The organism is Geomonas silvestris, from assembly GCF_014193515.1.
Taxonomy (GTDB): domain Bacteria; phylum Desulfobacterota; class Desulfuromonadia; order Geobacterales; family Geobacteraceae; genus Geomonas; species Geomonas silvestris.
Genome location: NZ_BLXX01000006.1, coordinates 41,472 through 61,319, shown reverse-complemented (window position 1 = coordinate 61,319; position 19,848 = coordinate 41,472). Strand labels below are relative to the sequence as shown.

Here is a 19,848-nt window from a genome sequence, read left to right as displayed (position 1 = left end):
ACCAGCTAACGCGGCGCAGGGTGCTGCGTCAGCTTGGCAAGAAAGGTGCGGATCCTTTGAGCGTTGGTGCCGACATCGCTGATGCCGACGCGGGACGCCGAGCGCACGTCGATAAGCGAGCGATCCCCGGCGGGCGAGACCCGGATCACGATGTCGTCCTTGAACCCGTACCAGAAGGTGGTGTCGGTTGCCTCGATGCGTCCTGCGTCGGGAACCGCCGCGGCGATCTGCCATCCCATCTCGCGGGCAGCCTCCAGGGCAGCCTGGTAGGCACGTGCCATGGGGACGCCGAGCACCACGGTTTTCAGCTCCGGATAGGCCCTGAGCTGCTGGGCCGCCACCGAGGCGCCGGGATAGGCGACCTCGCCGTTGCGCTCTGGGGCCAGTGCGACAAACGGGGGGGGATGATCGACGTCGGTGGTTATGTCGTGAATGCGCGGCAGCTGCCCCGCTTTGAGTTTCCAGGAGTACGGGACGGCAAACGCGGCGACACCCAGTCCGAAGGAGAGCAGCGCAGCCAAGAGGGCGCCGTAACGCCGGGTCTTGCCGGCGCAGAACGCGGCCAGGGCTGCCAGCAGGGCTGCAACGAGCCCCAAAACGGCGGACCATTTCAGGATGGCGAACCCGGTCCTGAAGTGCCAGAACCCGAACCGGGTGCCGAATCCGGAGAACGCCATGAGCAGGAGGGCACCAAGAGACGCTGCCACGGCGGCAAGCGCCAGCGGTCGGACCCACGCGGTTACTTTATCCGGAACTGCCATAGCTGCTCCTTTCCGGCTCGCGGCGGCTCAAGGGCCGGGAGCCACCCCGGCGATGATCCCGGAGCCGTTGGGTAGTTGCAGCGGAATGCGCCGCACCTCGCGGGCTCCGGCCGCCTCGAGCATGGCGACCAGCTCGCTTTCGCTGTAAGACTGCCCCTGGGCCGTCCCCACCAGCATGTTGAGCGAGAAGAGCGCAGGAAAAAGGGGCGCGTTTTTCGTATCGTCCAGGACGAACTCCTGCACCAGGATCAGCCCACCGGGCTCCAGGGACCGCATGGCTTTCCCTAAGAGAGCCGCGCACCCCTCGGGACCCATGCTGTGCAGGATGTGGGACAACCAGGCCGCGTCGAAACCGGTAGGGAGCTCCTCGGTCTCGAAGTCCCTGCTGACGAAACTGATCCGCCCCGCCAGGCCGAAGCGTTCCACGGTCTGTTCGGCGAACTCGCGCGTAGTGGGGAGATCGCAGACCACGGCGCTGAGCCCGGGGTTCTCCTGGCAGAAATGGATGGCGTAGGTGCCCGGCCCGCCGCCCAGGTCGAGCAAGCGGCGCCGGCCGGCCAGGTCGAGGTTCGGCACGATTTTGGGCGCCATCAGCATGGCCAGGTTGAACATCCCCATCAGAAAGCTCTCGCGCTGCCCGGCGACATCCTGGTGCGCTACGCGCTCCCGGACCGGGCCTCCGCCGCGTACCGCCTGGTCCAGTTCGCTCCAGCTGCTTACCAGGTGGTGGTGATGCATGATGATGTGGCCTAGGTAGTCGGCGGAGTCACGGCTTAGAAACTGGGCCGCGAAAGGGGTGGCCACATACCGGTCGCCGTTTTTATCCAAAAGCCCCAGGGCGCTCAGCGCGTCAAGCAGCATGGCCAGACCGCGCGGGTTCGCCTGGAGCTTGGCGGCCAACTCCCCGGCACTCAGCGGCTGGGTCGCCAGGGGGGTGAAGAGCTGCAGTTTGACGCCTGCGTGCAAGGCACAGGTACTCCAGTAACCACCGGAGAGTTCCAGTAACCGGGGCACCGACCACAATCTGGTTTCCACGTGACCTCCCAATAGTCCTTCAAAAACCCAACACGGACCCGGCGCAGGGCCGGTCCGTCCTCAGCCGACAGCTTGTCAGGCCAGCTGGATGTCGCGGCGCGACTCCCAGTAACCGTGCAGATTGCAGTGCTGCGTTGCTACCAACGTCACCTTGCCCGCCACGAAGGCGTCAGCCGGCAAGGTCACGTTGAACTGGACCTTCGGTTCGAGAAGTCCCTTGGGCTGCAACTCGACGCGACCGGCCGGCTCGTTGGCTACGTAGAGCGCGATGTCCGCGATCCAGTGCGCGGGGCTCATCACGTGTACCCGCTCGCCGACGCTTACCTCTACCGTGAAGGGAACACCCGCTTTCACGCTGGCAGGCGCCACGATGTGCGGTGCATGCGACATTTCCAGCGGGGTCTTTTTGGCCGGATCCTTGACCCTGTTGATGTTCTCAAAGAGCGCCTGGTCGACATTGTTCGGGTAGTAACTGGCTGCACCTGAAGGCTTCGCAATACCAACCGCCAGTGAACTGACAACAGCCCCCTTGATGAAGGTCCTTCTGTTCATACACACCTCCTTTGCTATAGCACAGCGTTGACGGAGTTGACGACCCGGTGAATTCTAACTCCAAGGTACGGCAAGTCAAGCGAGGCTCATAACAACCTAAAAGCCTCTTTATTATCCACCGACCGATCCACGTCATCAGGAAAAACGAGGCTCAAACAGAAAACCCCGAAGGGGTAAGTTCCCTTCGGGGTTTTGTTTCAATAGCAAGGCTTGTATCTACTGAACTGCGGGTGCCTTGATCTCGTGCTCGGGTTTGAACATCAGTTTCTTGCTGCCGCGCTGGTTGGTGTACTTGGCGAGCTCCAGGTCAACCTTCTCGGGAGCCGGGTGCCCGGCCTGGGCCAGGACCTGGCGCAGTTGGACCTCGGCGGCCGCGGCAAAGCGGGTGGCGTCGTTGAGGACGCGGAAGGTCTCTTTCGGGTTGTGAAACCCGGTAGAGTTCTCGGCGCCGATGAACACCACCCTGTAGAAGGCCTGCTCGTAGTTCTCGCGGGCTTGGGCGTAGAGCGAGCGGTCGATCGTGGTCCCGGCGGCCTCGACCTTGTTGGCCATCTCGAACAGCTTCGCGTCGGTGGCAGTCGCGTAACCGGCCTTCAGGTAGATGGTCATGGTGTTGTCCTGGATGGTGTACACCTTGGCGCGCAGCGCCTCCGGGCTCTCGGTGTGGCAGGTGGCGCAGGCCTTCAGATCGCTTTTAAGCGGGCTCATGATCCTGTGGTCGGAGACCTTCTTGCCGTTCTCGGTCACGGTCGGCATGTGGCAGTCGGCGCAGCTCACGCCGGCCAGCCAGTGCGGGCTCTCGTTGGAGAAGAGCTCGTACTCGGGGTGACGGATGAAGCCGAGCTTGAAGCCGGTGACGCTCTGTTTCCACTCTCCGTTGGCCGGGGAACTCTTGATCTGTTTGATGATGTTCTCGATGGTGATATGCCCGACCTGGCTCCCCTGCCAGGGGAAGTAGACGTCGGTGGAGTGCATCTCGGCGTCCTTGGGGATCACGTAGGTGACGTGACACTGGGCGCAGACCAGGTTGCGCCCCTGCTGGCGGTCCATGGTCTTCACATCGAACCCCAGCTCCTTCATGGCGCGTCCCAGGGTGAACTCGCGGGAGATCTTGAGCGCCATGGTGCGGTTGTCGTGGCAGTCGACGCAGGCAACGCCGAGGGTCTGCTGGTCCTTGGGCAGACGGGCCAGCACCTCTTTGTACGGCGTCGGGAAGTAGGCCGCGCCCATCTGCTTGTGCAGCATAGGTGCGTAGGGGGTTTTGCAGGTCAGGCAGGAGCCGCCAGCCTTGATGCGACCGGGATCGACCTCGAGCTGGTCCTGAACCATGAAGTAGTGGCCGCGCGGTTCCCGGTACTCGGAGCCGAAGCCCCAGCCGTTGTACAGAAGGGCCAGGAACGGATACTCGTCGAGCTTGTCGCGCCGCTCCTCGCCTACGTCGTAGCCGTGCTTGTACTTGCTCTTTCCGGCGGGAGTCGGCTCCCCGGTCTGCCTCCAGAGCTTGTACTGCTCCGGATACACCTTGCCCCACTCGGCCGGATCGACGGCTCCGTCGGCTATCTCCGAGGACTTCATCGGCTCGACCTTGTGCTGGGTACAGCCGGACCAGATCGCCGCGGCAGCTACCAGGAACACAGCAGCACAACGCTTCAGGTTCTTCCTCTGCATGTTGATACCCCCTTTAAGTTAATGTGCATCGTACATCTCATAAAATGCCACTTCGTCTGGTACAGCAACCCGCACGACAGCCTCGGCGAGACTGCCGCACCTTAACAGCCGCTTAACATCGATACCTTGACCAAAGTCAAAAAATCCGGATGTCACCGGTCGAAAAACCAAGTTGTTGCAGTGAGTTTTACGCAGACAGTGTCGGGCTCGCAGGAGAGGAAGCAACCTGTCGAAGTGTACCATCTAACCTCACGAATGCCAGAGCCCCCCCCTGGCACCACTGTGTTCTGCAGACCAGTTCACCCCCAATGTCATGATTTGGCGGCCCTCACCAAAGGCGGCAGCCATGAAAAAGCACTAAACCTCGGGTATTTGGCGCCACACCCCGCCACGAACCCATAACCTCTAAAAATGATGGGAATTTTCTCTAAAGTTTACGACTTCATTTCCGAGAAGAGCTGAAACGCCGGCAGTTTTGGAAGTTGTCGAAATAAAAAAAGAAAAACTTACCAAACATTTCAAACCATCCAAAACTATTTCCCGCACCTCGACCGATCACCAGGGCGAAAATGGAGTAAACCATGTCTTTTACCGCACGCATCGTTCTCGGCAACATCGTCAGCACCTTCCTGGCAGTCACCGCTATTGCCCTCACCGCCCCCGGAGGCGGATTCTGGGCCCACCTCATCATCGGTGTCCTGGTCATCTCGTTCACCTCGGCGGTGCTCGGAGTGCTCGCCTACCGGGCCTTCATCCCGCTGGCCGGCATGGTCGGGGTCCTCGAGGAAGCGGCCAGCGGCGACCTCTCGGTGCGCGCCAAGGTGATTGGGCACGGTGAGTTCGGCAGGTTGGCGCAGGCCTTCAACTCGATGATGGAGGACATGAACAAGGCGATGCGCCAGTTCTTCTCGGTAGCGGACCTGGTGCGCGAGTCGGTGATCCTGGTGCAGTCGACCACGGACACCATGGCCTGCGCCGCCGAAGAGGTCGCCATGCAGGCCGGCAGCATCGCAACGGCCAGCGAGGAGATGTCGGCAACCTCGAGCGACATCGCCCGCAACTGCCTCTACGCCGCGGAGAACGCCCAGAAGGTCACCACCCAGGCCCAGGCCGGAGAGGACCTGGTGCAAAACAGCAGCGTGCTCATGGGGCACATCGCGCACCGGGTCAACGAGTCGTCGCAAACGGTGCTCGGACTGGGCGAGCGCTCGGACCAGATCGGGGTCATCGTCAACACCATCGAGGACATCGCCGACCAGACGAACCTCCTCGCCCTCAACGCCGCCATCGAGGCAGCTCGAGCCGGGGAACAGGGGCGCGGTTTTGCCGTCGTAGCCGACGAGGTGCGCGCCCTTGCCGAGCGCACCACCAAGGCGACCAAAGAGATCGCCACCATGATCCGCAGCATCCAGTCCGAGACCCAGACGGCGGTAGGTTCCATGGCCGAGGGGGTTACCGAGGTCGAGCGCGGCACCACCGAGGCGGCGCGCTCGGGCGAGGCTCTCGCCGTGATCCACCAGCAGATCAACGAACTCACCATGCAGATAAGCCAGGTGGCAACCGCCGCTGAAGAGCAGACCGCAACCACCCATGAAATCACCGGCAACATCCAGATGATCACCGACGTGGTGGAGCGCAACGTGGCGAGCGCCCACGACACCACCATCGCGACCCAGAAGCTTGCCGAGCAGGTGGACAGCCTCCACGCCCTGGTGGGGCACTTCCGGCTGGCACGCGCCATGGAGTGGGACGAAAGCTTCTCCACCGGGGTACGCTCGATGGACGAGGAACACAAGATCCTGTTCCGCATGGTCAACGACCTGCACGATGCCATGCAGCAAAAGCGCAGCAAGGAGGCGATCGGCAAGATCCTGAACGGGCTTGCGGACTACACGGTGAACCACTTCGCGGCCGAGGAGGCCGTCTTCGCCAAGACGGGGTATCCCGAGGAGGCGCAGCACAAGAAGATACATCAGGACCTGGTGAACCAGGTGGTCGATCTGATCGGCAAGTTCAGCTCAGGGGAAACCGTGCTCACCCAGGACGTGATCACCTTCCTGCAGGACTGGCTGGTGAACCACATCAAGGGGACCGACAAGCGCTACGGCCCGCACCTCAACAAGTACGGCATCAGGTAACAAAAAAGGGGGCTGCCGATAATCCGGCAGCCCCCTTTTTACTTTTAATTTTCGTCAACCGCGTCTCACCCTCCCCGCTTTATCCCCACCAATCGGCACCGCGAGGCTTACACATGGGAGAACGGCTTCAGCCTTCCAGCAGCAGACCTTCCAAAAGCCCTGAATCGCTCACCGTCAGCGAGTCGAACCCGAAAATCCGCATGGTCTCCAGGACCACCAGGGTCCCCGCTATGATGAGATCCTCCCGTCCGGGCTCGAGCCCGACCACCTCCAGGCGCTGGGCCGGAGTCATGGGGAGCAGCAGCTCGAAGATCTCCTGCACCTGGGCCTGGCTCACCACGCAGTTGTTCACCTTGCGGTAGTCGTAATCGGTCATCTTAAGCTGGATCGCGGCAAGCGTCGTCGCGGTCCCGGCGGTTCCCACCAGCGTTGATTGCGCGAAGTCATCCTCCAGGCCGGCACCCTCGAGGTCGCGCTTGAGCCGGAACAACTCCCGCGCGATCTTGTCCTGCATCTGGTCCACATCCCCCTTCCCCTCGGTGAGGCGCACCACGCCGAGGGGGAGGCTGCGGCTGAAGAGCGGCTCGCTGCGGCGGGAAAGCGTGTACTCGGTACTGCCGCCGCCGATGTCGAAGACCGCGAGGTCGCGCTCCTTGTGGTCGAGGACGCTGGAAACGCCGGCCAGGGTGAAGAGCGCCTCCAGGTGGCCGTCGATCACCTCCAGCTCTATGCCGGTTAGCTCCTTGACCCGGGCACAGAACTCGGCTCCGTTTACCGCGTCGCGCACGGCGCTGGTGGCGACCGCACGCAGCCGCACGACCTGGTGGCGCTGTATCTCCTCGGCAAAGCCGGCAAGTGCCGCGAGCGAGCGCTGCATCGCCTCGCTGGAGAGCCCGCGTTCCCGGCTGAAGCCTCCGCCCAACCGGGTGATGGTCCGCTGCAACAGGATCTGTTGGAAAGGTTCAAGGGTGGCGATCAAAAGGCGGGCGGTGTTGGTCCCAAGGTCAATGGCCGCGACCGGTTGGTTCATGGGTGATTCCCCTTTTGTGGGCGATGATGGTGAAACTGAGCTGGGCGATCTTGGCGAAGGAGGCGATCATGTCGCCGAAAAGGAGGCCGGCGACGATGCTGCACTTGCCGCTTTTCAGCCGCACCAGGTGGCTCTGGTTGAGTTCGTCCTCCAACTGCGCCAGTTCCGCCTCGAAGCGCTCCAGGTTCTCGTCGGTGTCACCTTTGAAGACCCGGCTGGCAAGCTCGAGAGCGGCGCCCACCCTGACGGCCACCAGTTTCAGCTCGTCCATGGCGGCCGCGGAGTAGGTGAGGCGCTCCTCCTTCTTGCGGATCAGGTAGTTAAGGAGCAGGTCGCACTGGTCCCCGATCAGCTCCAGGTCGTTCACCAGCTGCAGCATGCTCGGTATCTCCACCGCCCGCTCCACCGAAAGCGTCTCCCGGGAGAGCGCGATCAGGAACTGGGACATGTCGCGGTGCAAAACGTCGAGCACGACCTCCTTCTCCCGAACGGCGGCGGCGAGCTTGGGATCGAAATCGTCAAAAAGTGAGACCAGCTCCCGGTACATGGTACAGGCGGTCTCCAGCATGCGCTCCAGTTCGTTCCAGGCCTGGGCGAGCGCGATGGTGGGGGTCTTCAGGACCCGGTTGTCGATGAAACGCGGCCGCGCCTCGCTCTCGGAGCGCCGGGTCGGCAGGAGCGTCTCGGCAGACCGGGCGAAAAAGCCGATCAAGGGGAGAAAGACCAGGGCGCAGGCCAGGGTGAAGATGGTGTGGGCGTTGGCGAGGTGCCGGGCGATGAACGGGCGCAGTTCCGGGGTGAGCGGCAGCACGGCGCCCTGGTGCAGTGCAGTGAGGTTCCCGGGGGAGCAGAAATCAACGGCTCGGAGGAAGAACGGGAAAAAGGCGAGCGCGAGGCTTATGGCGACCGCGTTGATGGCGCAGTAGATGATGACGGTCCGCTTGGCGGTAGGCGTTCCCCCCACCGAGGCGATGAGCGGTATGAGCGAGGCGCCGGCCACCTCGCCGACCACCATGGCGATGGCGGCGTCGTAGTGCAGCGCCCCTCCGGCAGCCAGGGCGATGACGATGCCGATGGTGGCACCACCGGACTGCACCACGAAGGTGATGAGCGCCCCCAGAAAGACCGCGGTAAGCCGCGCCGAGAACACCTGCTGGTGCAGGATGCCGAAGATGGCGCTCTCGCCCAGCGGCAGGCAGGCCTCTTCGATGAGCGACAGGCCGAAAAACACCAGCCCCGCTCCGAGCAAAAGCCCCCCGAGCTTGGCCAGCCTGCGGCTGCGCGAGAAGAAGCTGAGCAGCACGCCGAGCGTAATGGCTGGAAGCGCAAAGGCGGCGACCCGGAAGGCGATGAACTGGATGGCGAGGGTGGTACCGATGCCGGTCCCCAGGAGAACCCCCAGGGCCTGGTAGAGCGAGAGGAGCCCGGCGTTGACGAAGCCGACCACGAGCACCGAGGCGGCAGAGCCGGACTGCAACAGCGAGGAGAGGCAACTTCCGATGAGGGGCGCGGTGAGGCGGTTACCGGTCCCCTTTTCCAGGATACGCCGGAGGCGCTCGCCGCTGACCTTCTGCAGCCCCTCGGACATGGTGCGCATGCCGAGGATGAACAGGGCCAGACCGCCGAGCGCCTGTGAGATGTAGGACCATGAGGTAGGCATGGGGAAAAACAGGTCGAGGTTAAGGTTGAGGTTGAGAAAAAGCACCCACTAGGGCATGACAACGTCGGCGACAAGGTCGAAGTATCCCACCGAAACGGGTGTTACTCAACCTCGACCTCAACCTTAACCTGATTTTATCCTGAGACCTTCTCCTTTAGTTCCTTGCCAACCTTGAAGAAGGGGAGTTTCTTCGCCTTCACCGCAATGGATTCCCCGGTCTTCGGGTTTCTCCCGGTGTAGGCGTCGTACTCCTTGACGACAAAACTCCCGAACCCCCTGATTTCTATCCTGTCGCCGGATAGCAGGGCATCGGTCATCGAGGAAAATACTGCGTTAACCACCTCTTCTGCTTTCTTGAAAGAGAGGGCCTTCTTGGCGGCAAGCGACTCAATGAGTTCCGATTTGTTCATGGTCCTTTCCTCCGGATATTTTGCGTCAGCAACACCCCTTTAAGTACTGCTTGGCGAGGAATTTTGCCTCGGCGTCACGTCCCTGGCTCGCCAGCAGCGGTACCAGACGCTCTGCCGCGGGCTTGGCCATCGACTTGAATTGCAATGCCTTGGACCAGGCTTCCAGGGCGGCCGCATTGTCACCGGACGCCTGGTGCAGCTCGCCCAGAAGAAACTGGGCCTGGTCCGGGAGGAGGTCGCGTTGTTGCATCCGGGTCACGATGTCGATTGCCTCTGCGAATCTGCCGGCATCGCTTTTGAGATGCACCAGTGCAAGGTACAGGGTGGCGTTGTCCGGGTTAATCTTAAGCCCCCGATTTAGCAGTTCCTCGCACTCATGAGCGCGACCGCCCCTGTACATTATAAGTGCCAGTTCGTAGATTACAATGTCATTTTCGGAAGATAACAACATTTCTTTGAGAATGGGGAACGCGGCCGCGTCATCGCCTTCATGAATTAAAAGGTAGGCGTGGGCGAATTTCGGCCCGAGCGCGCAGTAGCGTTCCGGCAGGTCGCCGGGCAGGGGCTGCACGAGCAAGTAGAAGCGGTCTTCCTCGTGCACGTCGTCGGAGTTCATCTCGACCGGGGTGTCGGCGTGCTTGCCGTGGTCACCGCAGGAGCCGCAGGAGCTTTTGTGGGCATGCGCCGCAGGAGCCTTCTTGACCGCAGCGGCCGGGGCGTTTTTGGCCTGGTTCAACTCGCGCAGGGCGCTGGTGGCGCGGGAGCGCAGCGCCGGGTCGGCGGCGAGTTCCAGCACCAGCGAGAAGTGGTCGGAAGCCTTCTGCAAGTCGCCGGCGTTGGCGGCATGGGTCCCCTCCTCGAAGTTCAATTCGCCGAGGCTGTTCCCGGCCCGGCCCAACCCGTCGGCGATGCGCTTCAGGTCCTCCGCCGCATCGGCCGGGCAGCACGCCTGGGCCTCCTGGTATTCCACGCGGGCATCGGCGTAGCGCTCGCCGGCCAGGTACTTGTCGCCCTGGGCCAGGTAGTAGGTATAGTCGCGGTCCTTCTTGAACAGTTTGCTGAAAAACGACATGGCGGTTCTCCTCTGGTGGTTGATATCTTCAAATAAAGGCTAGAGCCGTTCGAGCAGGGTGACGCTCTCCAGGTGGTAGGTCTGGGGGAACATGTCGACCGGTTGCGAGGCGGCCACCCTGTAGCCGTTCTCGGCCAGGAGAGCAAGGTCGCGGGCGAGGGTCGGCGGGTCGCAGGAAACATAGACGATACGCCATGGGGCGAGCCGGGCGATCTCGCCGGCGGCCTCGGCGCCGCTGCGAGGCGGGTCCAGGACGACCAGGTCGAAGCGCTCCCCCTCCGTGGCCAGCCGACCGACCACCCGGGCGACGTCGCCCACCTCGAAGCGCGCGTTGGCGATCCCGTTCGCAGCAGCATTGGCACGGGCGTCCTCGATGGAGGGGGCGTACCCCTCGACCCCCAGGACGGACGCCGCATAGGTGGCAAGCGGAAGCGAGATGTTGCCGTTGCCACAGTAAAGGTCGAGGACGCGCTCCGTGCCGCTTAATCGTGCGAAGCGGTGCACCGCGGCGATAAGCTCCAGGTTCTGGGGGTAGTTCACCTGGGAGAAACCGCCCCTGCCAAAGCGCAGCACGAGTTCCGGCGACCCGGGCAGAAACCCGGCCGGGACCCGGTAGGCCAGGGACTCGATCCCGAACACTTTTTCGACCCGGGCCTTCGCGCCGCTGCGCAGGAAAAGGCCGCTTACCGAGGGGAGCTCGGCGCGGCGAGCGGAGAAAGCTTCCTTGAGCGCACCCGCAGCACCCGGTTCCAGGTGCACGACGGCGATCCCCTGATCGTCGGCGCCGATGGAGAGATCGATCTGGGACAGGGCGCGCACCTTGGGAAGCCGCAAAAGAAGCGCCCGGAACTGGTCGGCCATCCGGTTCAGCAGCGGATCGGCGATCTGGCAGCCGCAGGAGGCATCCACCACCCGGTGCGAACCGGCCTGGAAAAACCCCAGAATGCTGCGCTCCTTGAGGTGGGCGAGTTTGAGCTGGATGCGGGAGCGGTAGCCGTACTCATTGGGTGAAGGGAGCACGGGAAGCACCGCCTCAGACGGCACCCGGCCGATGCGCTGCAGGGTCTCGGAGAAGATGGCACCCTTTTGGGCCAACTGCTCGGCGTAGGGGAGAAACTGCCAGTCGCAGCCGCCGCAGCGCCCGAAGACGGGGCAGGGAGCGGCTACCCGCAGGGGCGAGGGGTCGCAAAGCTCGAGGAGCTCCCCCTCGACAAAAGAGCGCTTCTCCTTGACCAGCCCGATGCGCACCCGGTCTCCCGGTGCGGTAAAGGGGACGAAACAGGCCTTCCCCTCCAGCCGCCCGAAACCGGCGCCGCCGTAGCTCAACTTTTCGATAGTGATTTCGGCTTCAGCCATTGAGGTGCATGGGGACCACGAAAGACCGGGACCGGCTGCGCAGCCGGTTCAGCTCGGAGTCAACCAGCCGGCGGGGGAACTGCTCCGACGAAAAGTAGTTGAGGGAGTGATCAATGAAATGCTGAATGACCTTTTCTACCTGCTCGGCCACGGAGAGGCTCGGCACCCCCTGGTGCTCCACGAGCTTGCGGTAGCAGACCGCACTCCCCAAGAGCTTCCGTGCAGCTTCGAAGGCGGCGCTGTCGTCGAACAGCTCGGCGCTGAGGGGCACCTCGCAGGTCACCTCCACCCGTACCTGGTGGTAGTCTCCAAAATAACGACGGCTGGCATCGCTGAAGCGGACGGTGAGTCCGTTGCCCAGGGCCAGCTCCCTTACGGTTTCGTTCATGATGCGTGGTAACTCCTTGGAAAAATCGACGCTATTTTTAGCATGTTGCGCTTATCCTGTAAATAGAATAGCTTTGAGCTGGCAAAACAGGGCAACCGGTGAAAACCAGCTTGCTTTTTTCTGGAAATATTTGTAAAGTCACAGATTGTTAAAAATAGCTGCTACCAACCAGCCAGGAGTCCAAATGAGCAAGGAAGAAGCAATTGAAGTTGAAGGCACGGTAATCGAGCCGTTGCCCAACGCGATGTTCAAAGTAAAGCTGGAAAACGATCACATGGTGCTGGCTCACATCTCCGGCAAAATGCGCAAGTTTTTCATCAAGATATTGCCCGGCGACAAGGTTACCGTGGAGCTCTCCCCGTACGACCTCAGCCGCGGCCGCATCACCTATCGCGCGAAGTAACCCGCCCAGGCAGTCCCGGCGCAAACCAGCCACTCCCCCATCTGCACCTGCCTATCTTCGGATGTCACGGGAACTACGGTATTTTTGCGCGCGGAGACAAGGCGAGCTAAATATTTGTAAAATCTAAACTAAAACCGCAACAGAAGGAACGTCCATGTACACTGCAGCAGACCTCAGGAAAGGGCTCAAGATCACCATCGACAACGAGCCGTACATCATCACCCACTTCGACTTCGCCAAGCCGGGCAAGGGCCAGGCCCTGTACCGCACCAAGATGAAGAACATGATGACCGGCACGACCCTGGAGCGCACCTACCGCTCGGGGGAAACCTTCGAACCGGCCCACCTCGAGGACCGCAAGATGCAGTACCTCTACAAGGAAGACGATCACTACTGCTTCATGGACAACACCACCTTCGAGCAGGTGCACGTCTCCGAGGACGCCATGGGCGACGCCAAGAACTACCTGATCGACAACCTGCCGGTCGACGTGCTGCTGTTCCGGGAAAAGGCGATCGGCGTCGAGGTCCCCAACTTCGTCAACCTGCGCGTCACCGAGACCCTCCCGTGGGTCAAGGGCGACACCTCGGGGAGCGATTCCAAACCGGCCACCGTGGAAACCGGCTACGTGCTGCGCGTCCCCCCCTTCATCGAGGAGGGCGAACTGATCGTCATCGACACCCGCACCGGCGAGTACTCCACCAGGGTCAAGGGGTAAGCATGGCAGGGAACTGGGCCCTCTCCGGCCGGCGCCAGGCGCTGGAGCGGAGGGGGGCCATCTTCGACAACATACGGGCTTTTTTCAGGGAAAGGGGGTATCTCGAGGTCGAGACCCCTTTTCGCATTCCTGCGCCCGCACCCGAGGCGAACATCGACGCCATCCCCGCCTCCGGCTGGTTCCTGCATACCTCCCCCGAGCTCTGCATGAAGAGGATGCTGGCGGCCGGTTACCAGCGCATCTTCCAGATCTGCCGCTGCTGGCGCGCCGGGGAGCGCGGGGTGCGCCACCTCTCCGAGTTCACCATGCTGGAGTGGTACCGGGCCGGCACTGACTACCTGGGGCTCATGGACGAGACCGAAGAGCTGCTGAGGGCTGTCGCCGGCGCTGCGTGCCTACGCTACCGCGGCTGCAGCATCGACCTCAGCCAGCCAAGCGAGCGGTTGAGCGTCGCCGAGGCCTTCGCGCGCTTCAGCACGACCACCCCCGAGGCGGCGCTGGCCGACGGCAGCTTCGACGAGGTGATGGTCGAGCGCATCGAACCTAACCTGGGGATTGGCCGCCCTACCTTTCTCTACGACTACCCGGCCTGCTGCGGGGCGCTGGCCCGACTGAAACCCGGGAACCCAAACCTCGCCGAGCGCTTCGAGCTCTACCTGGGCGGCCTGGAGATAGCCAACGCCTTCTCGGAACTCACCGACCCGGAGGAGCAGCGGGCCCGGTTCCTCGCCGAGGCGGCGCAGCGCGCGCAAAATGCCAAGCTCCCCTACCCCGCGGTGGACAAGTTCCTCGATGCCCTAAAGGACCTCCCGGACTCCGCGGGGATCGCCCTCGGGCTGGACCGCCTGGTCATGGTCCTCCTGGACGCCCAAAGTATCGACGAGGTGGTCGCCTTCACGACGGAAGAGCTCTGAGCCATCAGGCGGGCAGTTAACCGGCTATGGTTAAACGAACTTACTGTAACCACTGCTTTTTTCGACAGACAACCTCAAATTTATCCGGTATGATGATCGGTCAGAGTCCGAAGTGTGAGTTCTCCGATTGCTGTCGAGGTTGTACATGTTCCAGTCCCGGCCGGGAGCACGGCGCATCGCCTTACTTTTGAGCGTTGCAGTTACCTGCTGTTTCTTCGGCAAGCTCTTCTACGACATCCGCACCGACCGGCAGCAGTCGCTCGAGCACGCCGAACAGCACTCGCGTGGCCTGGCAAGCGCACTCCACGAGCACGCCCTGCGCACCTTCAACAGCGCGGAAGCCACCATCGACTCCCTGACCCGCGGGATCACCGCGGGCTCTGCGGCGGGACTCCCCGACGAGGGCCGCCTGCAACAGCTTTTCGCGGCACACCGAAGCGCACAATCGGTTTTGGCCACCCTCTTCATCGCAGGGCCGGAGGGGACCCTCCACGCGGTTTCCACGGAATACCCGGTGCGCCGGGTAACCATAAGCGACCGTGAGTACTTCCGGCATCACACCGCCTCAAAGGACCCTTCCCTCTTCATCTCCAAGCCGTTTCGCAGCAGGCTGGACAACCAGTGGCTGATTACGGCAACCAAGCGCCTCTCCAATCCCGACGGCAGCCTGCGCCTCATCGTCGGCGTGTCGCTCGAGGCCCAGTACTTCAGCAGCTTCTACGGCTCCCTGGAGCTTTTGCCCAACGACCGGATCCTGCTGCTCCGCAGGGACGGCACCATCCTCTCCCTGGGCCCGTTTTCCGAGGAGCTGATGGCCAAGGCGCCCTCTGTCGGTAAACTGTTCCCCTCCGAGGTCCGGCTCTCGCCGGGAGCCGGTACGCTCGCCAAGGTCCGCGCCCCCTTGGACGGCTCGGAACGGATCATCAGTTACCGCTCCTCCGCCACCTACCCGATCATCGCCGTCATCGCCCTGGACCGCCAGGCCCGCCTCAGGCAGTGGGCCGCCCGCACCAGGCGCGAGCTGGCCAGTTCCGCCCTCCTCCTCACCCTGGTCGGCGCGCTCGCCCTGCTTATCAACCGGCAGGTGGCCCGCCTCAAGGAGGCCAACCGCCAGCTCTCCGAGCAGCAGCAGGAACTCACCCACGCCAAAAAGCGCTCCCAGGAGATCGTCAACAGCATCGACGGCATCGTCTGGGAGTTCGACCTCCCCGCCCGGCGCTTCACCTTCGTCAGCGAGCAGAGCGAGGCCATCACCGGGCTTGCCGCGGGGCTCTGGCTGAGCGATCCCTCCTGCTGGCACGACCGGGTCTTCCCGGGAGACCAGACCTGGCTTGATTGGCTCGACCGCGACTTCGACGGTCTCCCGGACGCCGCCAGCTTCGAGTACCGCCTGCAGACGGCGCGGGGGACCTGGATCTGGTTGCGGGACCTGGTGAGCGTGGTTAAGGAAAACGGGAAACCTGCGCGCCTGCGCGGGGTGATGCTGGACGTCTCGCAGGAGAAACAGGCCGAGGCCCAACTGCAGGAGTACCGCCAGGCGGTTGAAGGGTCGCAGGATATGGTGAGCGTGGTGGACCGGGAGTACCGGTTCTTGATGGTTAACCGCGCCTTCCTCGACTACTTCGGCCTGAAGCGCCACCGTCTGCTGGGGAAAACGGTGGCCGAGGTGACCGGTGCGGCGCGTTTTGCCGAACTGAAACCGTATTTAGACGCCTGCCTTGCCGGCGAGACGGCCACCTTCGAGCAGCAAACCCAGGCACCTTCGGGGGAGCGGCGCGAGCTCGCCATCAGCTATGCGCCGGTGGTCCAGCGCGGCGTTGTGACCCGGGTCGCCTGCGTGGCGCGCGACACCACCGAAAGCAAGCGTGCCGAACAGGCGCTGCGCGAGAGCGAGGAGCGCTACCGGCGCATCAGCAACGCGGTCACCGACTACATCTACACGGTCGCCGTCGCCCCCGACGGAAGGCTCTCGACCACCCACGGCGCGGGGTGCCTGGCGGTCACCGGCTACACCGAGGCCGAGTTCCACGCCGACGGGACCCTGTGGCTCGTCATGGTCCCCGAGGAGGACCGCGCCCTGGTGCGCCGGCACGCCTCGGACCTTTTGCGGCACTGCAAGACCGAGTCGATCGAGCACCGCATCGTCCGCAAGGACGGCCAACTGCGCTGGGTCCGCAACACCCCGGTCCTGCGCTTCGATCCGACGGGCCGGCTGGCAGGTTACGAGGGGCTTATCCAGGACATCACCGAGCGGCGCAACGCCGAGATCGCGCTCAGCCTCTCCGAGCAGCGCTTCCGGCAGCTTCTGGAAAACGTCCAGTTATTGAGCCTCATCCTGGACCGCAAGGGTCGGGTGACCTTCTGCAACGACTTCTTGTTGCGCCTTACCGGCTGGGAGCCCGGGGAGGCCCTCGGTGCCGACTGGTTCGAAAACTTCCTCCCCCCGGAGTTGCGCCTGAAGCTGCGCGCCGCCTTCGAACAGGGGATGCAGCAAGGCGAAGTCGTCTCGCACCAGGAGAACGAGATCCTCACGGCACAGGGGGAGTTGCGCACCATAAGCTGGGACAACACCGTCCTGCACAACCCCGACGGTTCCGCCGCGGGGATCGCCTGCATCGGTACCGACACCACCCAGCAGCGCGCCCTGGAAGAGCAGTTGCGCCAGGCGCAAAAGATGGAGGCAACCGGGCTTTTGGCCGGCGGCATCGCCCACGACTTCAACAACATCCTCACCGTCATCATCGGCTACTGCAGCGTCATGCAGATGCGGCTTCCGGCAAGCGACCCCAACCGCACCAGCGTCGACCAGGTGCTCGCCGCCGCGGAGCGGGCCGCAGGACTCACCCGGAGCCTGCTCGCCTTCAGCAGAAAGCAGGTGATGAACCCGCGCCAGGTCGACCTAAACGGCATCGTGCGACACGTCGAGCACTTCCTGGGGCGGGTGATCGGCGAGGACATCGCGCTGAAGACCAGCCTCGCCCCCGAGCCGCTGCACGTCTTTGCCGACAGCGGGCAGATCGAGCAGATCCTGATGAACCTGGCCACCAACGCCCGGGACGCCATGCCCGAGGGGGGGACGCTCCTGGTGCAAACCCAGGCGATCGACCTGGAGCCGGGGCGGCTCGGGTTCAGCTGGTGCTCCCAGGGGCGCTACGCCCTTTTGAGCATCGCCGATATCGGGATGGGGATGGACGAGGCGACCCGCGCCAAGATCTTCGAGCCGTTTTTCACCACCAAGGAGGTCGGCAAGGGGACCGGCCTGGGGCTTGCCATGGCCTACGGCATCGTGATGCAGCACAACGGGCAGATCCTGGTGGAAAGCGAGCCCGGGGCCGGGACGACCTTCAAGGTGTACCTTCCCATGACCAGCTGCCAAGAACCTCTGCTCCCCTCGCAACAACCGGTGGTGGAACCGCAAGCGGGGAGCGAGCTGATCCTGGTGGCCGAGGACGAGACCGCGGTGCGGGAGATGGTGCGCGGCGTCCTGGTCAGCTTCGGCTACCGGGTGATCCTGGCAGCCGACGGCGCCGAGGCCGTGGAGCAGTTCCGGGAAAACAGGGACGCGATCGACCTGGTCCTTATGGATCTCATCATGCCCAAGATGAGCGGCAAGGCCGCCTACGACGAAATCCAGCGTCTCAAGCCCGGCACCCCCACCATTTTCACCAGCGGCTACACGGCGGACGTGATCCGGAACAAGGGGGAACTCGCCCCGGAGACCGAACTGGTCAAGAAGCCGGTACATCCGCTGCACCTGATCAGCAAGGTCCGCGAGCTCCTGGACCGCTGACCACACCCCGCGCCGGATCCCTCCAGTGCCCTCCCCTGGCACACCGCCGCACCGCGCCATTTCCTCATCCAAAATCCCGTCAACCAGAAGGCGAGATTAGGTTGACAACCCGACTTTGGGCGTGGTACATGAGGCGCGGAGGTATTCATGGAAAAGCTGATCAACGAGATTGTCGGGCGCACCCTTTCCGGAGGGAGCATCACCCCCGAGGAAGCAGTGCAGTTGAGCCAGGCCGAAGGGTCCCAGGTTTTCGACCTGTACCGCGGCGCCACCCGGATCAAGGAGCAGTTCGTCGGGAACAAGGTCCACCTCTGCTCCATCATCAACGCGAAATCCGGCCGCTGCGCCGAGAACTGCGCCTTCTGCGCCCAGTCGGCTCACCACCGGACCGACGCACCGGTCTACCCGCTGGTCGAAGAGGAGCAGATGGTCGAGTGCGCCCGGCAGGCCGAGGCGAGCGGTTCCGCCTGTTTCGGGATCATCACCAGCGGCACCACGGTAAACGGGCTCGAACTGGAGCGCATCCTCGCGGCACTGCGCCGCATCCGCCAGGAAACCGGCATCTTCCCTTCCTGCTCGCTCGGGATCATCGACTACGACACCGCCGTGAAACTGCGCGATGCCGGGATGGACACCTACCACCACAACCTGGAAACCGCCGAGAGCTTCTTCCCCAACATCTGCACCACGCACCCCTACAACGACGACGTCGAAACGGTCCGCGCAGTCAAGAAGGCCGGGGTCAAGGTCTGCTCCGGCGGCATCTTCGGATTGGGAGAGAGCGCGGCCCAGCGCGTCGAGATGGCCTTCACCCTGAAGGAGTTGGACGTCGACTCGGTACCGCTCAACTTCCTGAACCCGATCGAGGGGACCCGCCTGGAAGGGGCCAACAACATAACCGCGCAGGAGTGCCTGAAGACCATCGCGCTGTACCGTTTCATCCTTCCGGACAAGCGGATCACGGTCTGCGGCGGGCGCGAGAAGAACCTGCGCGACCTGCAGTCCTGGATCTTCTTCGCCGGCGCGAACGGCACCATGATCGGCAACTACCTGACCACCTTGGGGCGCAACGTAGCCGTCGACCTGAAGATGTTCGAGGACCTGGGGCTGGAGACGGAACTGTGCGCCCACTGACGGCATAAGGGGAAGAGGGAACGCCCCTCTCCCCTGTTGGAGACAGCAATGGCAAAGGGAATTTTCATCACCGGCACCGACACCGGGGTCGGCAAAAGCATCGCTTCCGCAACGATCGCCCTGTTGCTCAGGCGCCAGGGGCACAAGGTCGGGGTCATGAAACCGGTGACCAGCGGCTGCCTCGAGAGGGATGGGAAGCGGATCTCCGAGGACGCCGAGCTGATGGCGTTCGGCGCCGGCATCGAGCTCACCCCCGACTGCACCCCCTACCTCCTCATGGCCCCCCTGGCCCCCTCCATCTCCGCTGAAAAGGAAGGGGTACGCATCGACTTCGGGGTGATCAAGGAGGCCTACCAGCGGCTGGCGGCCGAGTTCGACTACCTCATCGTCGAGGGTGCCGGAGGCCTCATGGTCCCCCTGGCTGGCGGGCTTTTGATGTCCGATCTGGCCCAGCACCTCGGGCTGCCGATCGCCGTGGTGGCGCGGCCCAACCTGGGGACAGTCAACCATACCCTGCTGACCACCTTCTCGGCGCGCAACCTCGGGCTCGTGGTGAAGGGGGTCATCGTGAACCGCTACCCCGAGGAGCCCGACGAGGTAAGCGCCTACGCGCCGCACCTGATCTCCTCGCTGAGCGGTGCGCTGCTGCTGGGCACCTTCCCCGAGGTCGCCGGAGAGGACGACCGGGCCCGGGTGAGCGCCGTGGCCGACCGCCTCGAGCGCGAGCCGGAAACCGCCATCATGCTGCGGGAGATGTTCGGGTAAGGCGCCGAAAGCGTCTCTGCCACCTCGTTTCCACGCCCCGGCGCGGGAAGGGAT

17 protein-coding genes are annotated in these 19,848 nt (G+C 63.4%); 7 read left to right on the top strand and 10 right to left on the bottom strand.

The window, feature by feature from the left end; all coding sequences use genetic code 11:
- Positions 1 to 5: 5 nt before the first annotated feature.
- The 4 genes from GMST_RS11280 to GMST_RS11265 all read right to left on the bottom strand — a co-directional run bounded on the left by GMST_RS11280 (position 6) and on the right by GMST_RS11265 (position 4,016).
- A complete protein-coding gene (locus GMST_RS11280; protein ID WP_183354763.1) occupies positions 6 to 761 on the bottom strand; it encodes a DUF1499 domain-containing protein in 756 nt (251 codons plus the stop codon).
- A gap of 27 nt (positions 762 to 788) precedes the next feature.
- Positions 789 to 1,796 carry a methyltransferase gene (locus GMST_RS11275; protein WP_183354762.1) on the bottom strand — a complete coding sequence of 336 codons (1,008 nt, stop codon included), beginning with the start codon at positions 1,794 to 1,796 and terminating at the stop codon, positions 789 to 791.
- 75 nt (positions 1,797 to 1,871) lie between these two features.
- Positions 1,872 to 2,348 carry a desulfoferrodoxin family protein gene (locus tag GMST_RS11270; RefSeq protein ID WP_183354761.1) on the bottom strand — a complete coding sequence of 159 codons (477 nt, stop codon included), beginning with the start codon at positions 2,346 to 2,348 and terminating at the stop codon, positions 1,872 to 1,874.
- Positions 2,349 to 2,564: 216 nt separating this feature from the next.
- Positions 2,565 to 4,016 (bottom strand): ammonia-forming cytochrome c nitrite reductase subunit c552, encoded by a 1,452-nt coding sequence (locus tag GMST_RS11265; protein ID WP_183354760.1) that lies wholly within the window; start codon positions 4,014 to 4,016, stop codon positions 2,565 to 2,567.
- Between the two features lie 581 nt (positions 4,017 to 4,597).
- On the opposite strand from GMST_RS11265, the gene GMST_RS11260 reads away from it, so the two are divergent.
- Entirely contained in the window at positions 4,598 to 6,154 is a 1,557-nt protein-coding gene (locus GMST_RS11260) for a bacteriohemerythrin (protein WP_183354759.1), read from the top strand.
- Positions 6,155 to 6,281: 127 nt separating this feature from the next.
- Here the strand turns inward: GMST_RS11260 and GMST_RS11255 are convergent, their stop codons facing one another.
- The 6 genes from GMST_RS11255 to GMST_RS11230 form a co-directional block, all read right to left on the bottom strand.
- Complete coding sequence (locus tag GMST_RS11255; RefSeq protein WP_183354758.1) at positions 6,282 to 7,184, bottom strand: Ppx/GppA phosphatase family protein; 903 nt, start codon at positions 7,182 to 7,184, stop codon at positions 6,282 to 6,284.
- Entirely contained in the window at positions 7,159 to 8,844 is a 1,686-nt protein-coding gene (locus GMST_RS11250) for a Na/Pi cotransporter family protein (RefSeq protein ID WP_183354757.1), read from the bottom strand. Before GMST_RS11250 ends, GMST_RS11255 begins: the two co-directional genes overlap by 26 nt.
- A 134-nt stretch (positions 8,845 to 8,978) precedes the next feature.
- Positions 8,979 to 9,254: an HU family DNA-binding protein gene (locus GMST_RS11245; protein ID WP_183354756.1), complete on the bottom strand. Its 276-nt coding sequence runs from the start codon at positions 9,252 to 9,254 to the stop codon at positions 8,979 to 8,981.
- 25 nt (positions 9,255 to 9,279) lie between these two features.
- Entirely contained in the window at positions 9,280 to 10,326 is a 1,047-nt protein-coding gene (locus GMST_RS11240; protein ID WP_183354755.1) for a tetratricopeptide repeat protein, read from the bottom strand.
- 39 nt (positions 10,327 to 10,365) lie between these two features.
- Positions 10,366 to 11,682 carry a 23S rRNA (uracil(1939)-C(5))-methyltransferase RlmD gene (gene rlmD, locus GMST_RS11235; RefSeq protein WP_183354754.1) on the bottom strand — a complete coding sequence of 439 codons (1,317 nt, stop codon included), beginning with the start codon at positions 11,680 to 11,682 and terminating at the stop codon, positions 10,366 to 10,368.
- Positions 11,675 to 12,070 carry a hypothetical protein gene (locus tag GMST_RS11230; protein WP_183354753.1) on the bottom strand — a complete coding sequence of 132 codons (396 nt, stop codon included), beginning with the start codon at positions 12,068 to 12,070 and terminating at the stop codon, positions 11,675 to 11,677. Before GMST_RS11230 ends, rlmD begins: the two co-directional genes overlap by 8 nt.
- A gap of 184 nt (positions 12,071 to 12,254) precedes the next feature.
- On the opposite strand from GMST_RS11230, the gene infA reads away from it, so the two are divergent.
- From infA to bioD, 6 genes are all read left to right on the top strand, one after another.
- A complete protein-coding gene (infA, locus tag GMST_RS11225) occupies positions 12,255 to 12,473 on the top strand; it encodes a translation initiation factor IF-1 (protein ID WP_012530490.1) in 219 nt (72 codons plus the stop codon).
- 154 nt (positions 12,474 to 12,627) lie between these two features.
- Positions 12,628 to 13,191: an elongation factor P gene (efp, locus tag GMST_RS11220; protein ID WP_183354752.1), complete on the top strand. Its 564-nt coding sequence runs from the start codon at positions 12,628 to 12,630 to the stop codon at positions 13,189 to 13,191.
- 2 nt (positions 13,192 to 13,193) lie between these two features.
- A complete protein-coding gene (gene epmA / locus GMST_RS11215) occupies positions 13,194 to 14,105 on the top strand; it encodes an EF-P lysine aminoacylase EpmA (protein WP_183354751.1) in 912 nt (303 codons plus the stop codon).
- A gap of 145 nt (positions 14,106 to 14,250) precedes the next feature.
- Positions 14,251 to 17,895 carry a PAS domain S-box protein gene (locus GMST_RS11210; protein ID WP_183354750.1) on the top strand — a complete coding sequence of 1,215 codons (3,645 nt, stop codon included), beginning with the start codon at positions 14,251 to 14,253 and terminating at the stop codon, positions 17,893 to 17,895.
- Between the two features lie 147 nt (positions 17,896 to 18,042).
- Positions 18,043 to 19,029 (top strand): biotin synthase BioB, encoded by a 987-nt coding sequence (gene bioB, locus GMST_RS11205; protein ID WP_183354749.1) that lies wholly within the window; start codon positions 18,043 to 18,045, stop codon positions 19,027 to 19,029.
- Positions 19,030 to 19,077: 48 nt separating this feature from the next.
- A complete protein-coding gene (gene bioD / locus GMST_RS11200) occupies positions 19,078 to 19,794 on the top strand; it encodes a dethiobiotin synthase (RefSeq protein WP_183354748.1) in 717 nt (238 codons plus the stop codon).
- Positions 19,795 to 19,848: the final 54 nt, after the last annotated feature.

Coding starts and splice junctions, on each gene's coding strand:
- GMST_RS11230 (WP_183354753.1), bottom strand. CDS start 12,070: ATGAACGAAACCGTAAGGGAGCTGGCCCTGGGCAACGGACTCACCGTC.
- GMST_RS11265 (WP_183354760.1), bottom strand. CDS start 4,016: ATGCAGAGGAAGAACCTGAAGCGTTGTGCTGCTGTGTTCCTGGTAGCT.
- rlmD (WP_183354754.1), bottom strand. CDS start 11,682: ATGGCTGAAGCCGAAATCACTATCGAAAAGTTGAGCTACGGCGGCGCC.
- GMST_RS11240 (WP_183354755.1), bottom strand. CDS start 10,326: ATGTCGTTTTTCAGCAAACTGTTCAAGAAGGACCGCGACTATACCTAC.
- bioB (WP_183354749.1), top strand. CDS start 18,043: ATGGAAAAGCTGATCAACGAGATTGTCGGGCGCACCCTTTCCGGAGGG.
- GMST_RS11250 (WP_183354757.1), bottom strand. CDS start 8,844: ATGCCTACCTCATGGTCCTACATCTCACAGGCGCTCGGCGGTCTGGCC.
- GMST_RS11260 (WP_183354759.1), top strand. CDS start 4,598: ATGTCTTTTACCGCACGCATCGTTCTCGGCAACATCGTCAGCACCTTC.
- GMST_RS11255 (WP_183354758.1), bottom strand. CDS start 7,184: ATGAACCAACCGGTCGCGGCCATTGACCTTGGGACCAACACCGCCCGC.
- bioD (WP_183354748.1), top strand. CDS start 19,078: ATGGCAAAGGGAATTTTCATCACCGGCACCGACACCGGGGTCGGCAAA.
- epmA (WP_183354751.1), top strand. CDS start 13,194: ATGGCAGGGAACTGGGCCCTCTCCGGCCGGCGCCAGGCGCTGGAGCGG.
- efp (WP_183354752.1), top strand. CDS start 12,628: ATGTACACTGCAGCAGACCTCAGGAAAGGGCTCAAGATCACCATCGAC.
- GMST_RS11210 (WP_183354750.1), top strand. CDS start 14,251: ATGTTCCAGTCCCGGCCGGGAGCACGGCGCATCGCCTTACTTTTGAGC.
- GMST_RS11280 (WP_183354763.1), bottom strand. CDS start 761: ATGGCAGTTCCGGATAAAGTAACCGCGTGGGTCCGACCGCTGGCGCTT.
- GMST_RS11245 (WP_183354756.1), bottom strand. CDS start 9,254: ATGAACAAATCGGAACTCATTGAGTCGCTTGCCGCCAAGAAGGCCCTC.
- infA (WP_012530490.1), top strand. CDS start 12,255: ATGAGCAAGGAAGAAGCAATTGAAGTTGAAGGCACGGTAATCGAGCCG.
- GMST_RS11270 (WP_183354761.1), bottom strand. CDS start 2,348: ATGAACAGAAGGACCTTCATCAAGGGGGCTGTTGTCAGTTCACTGGCG.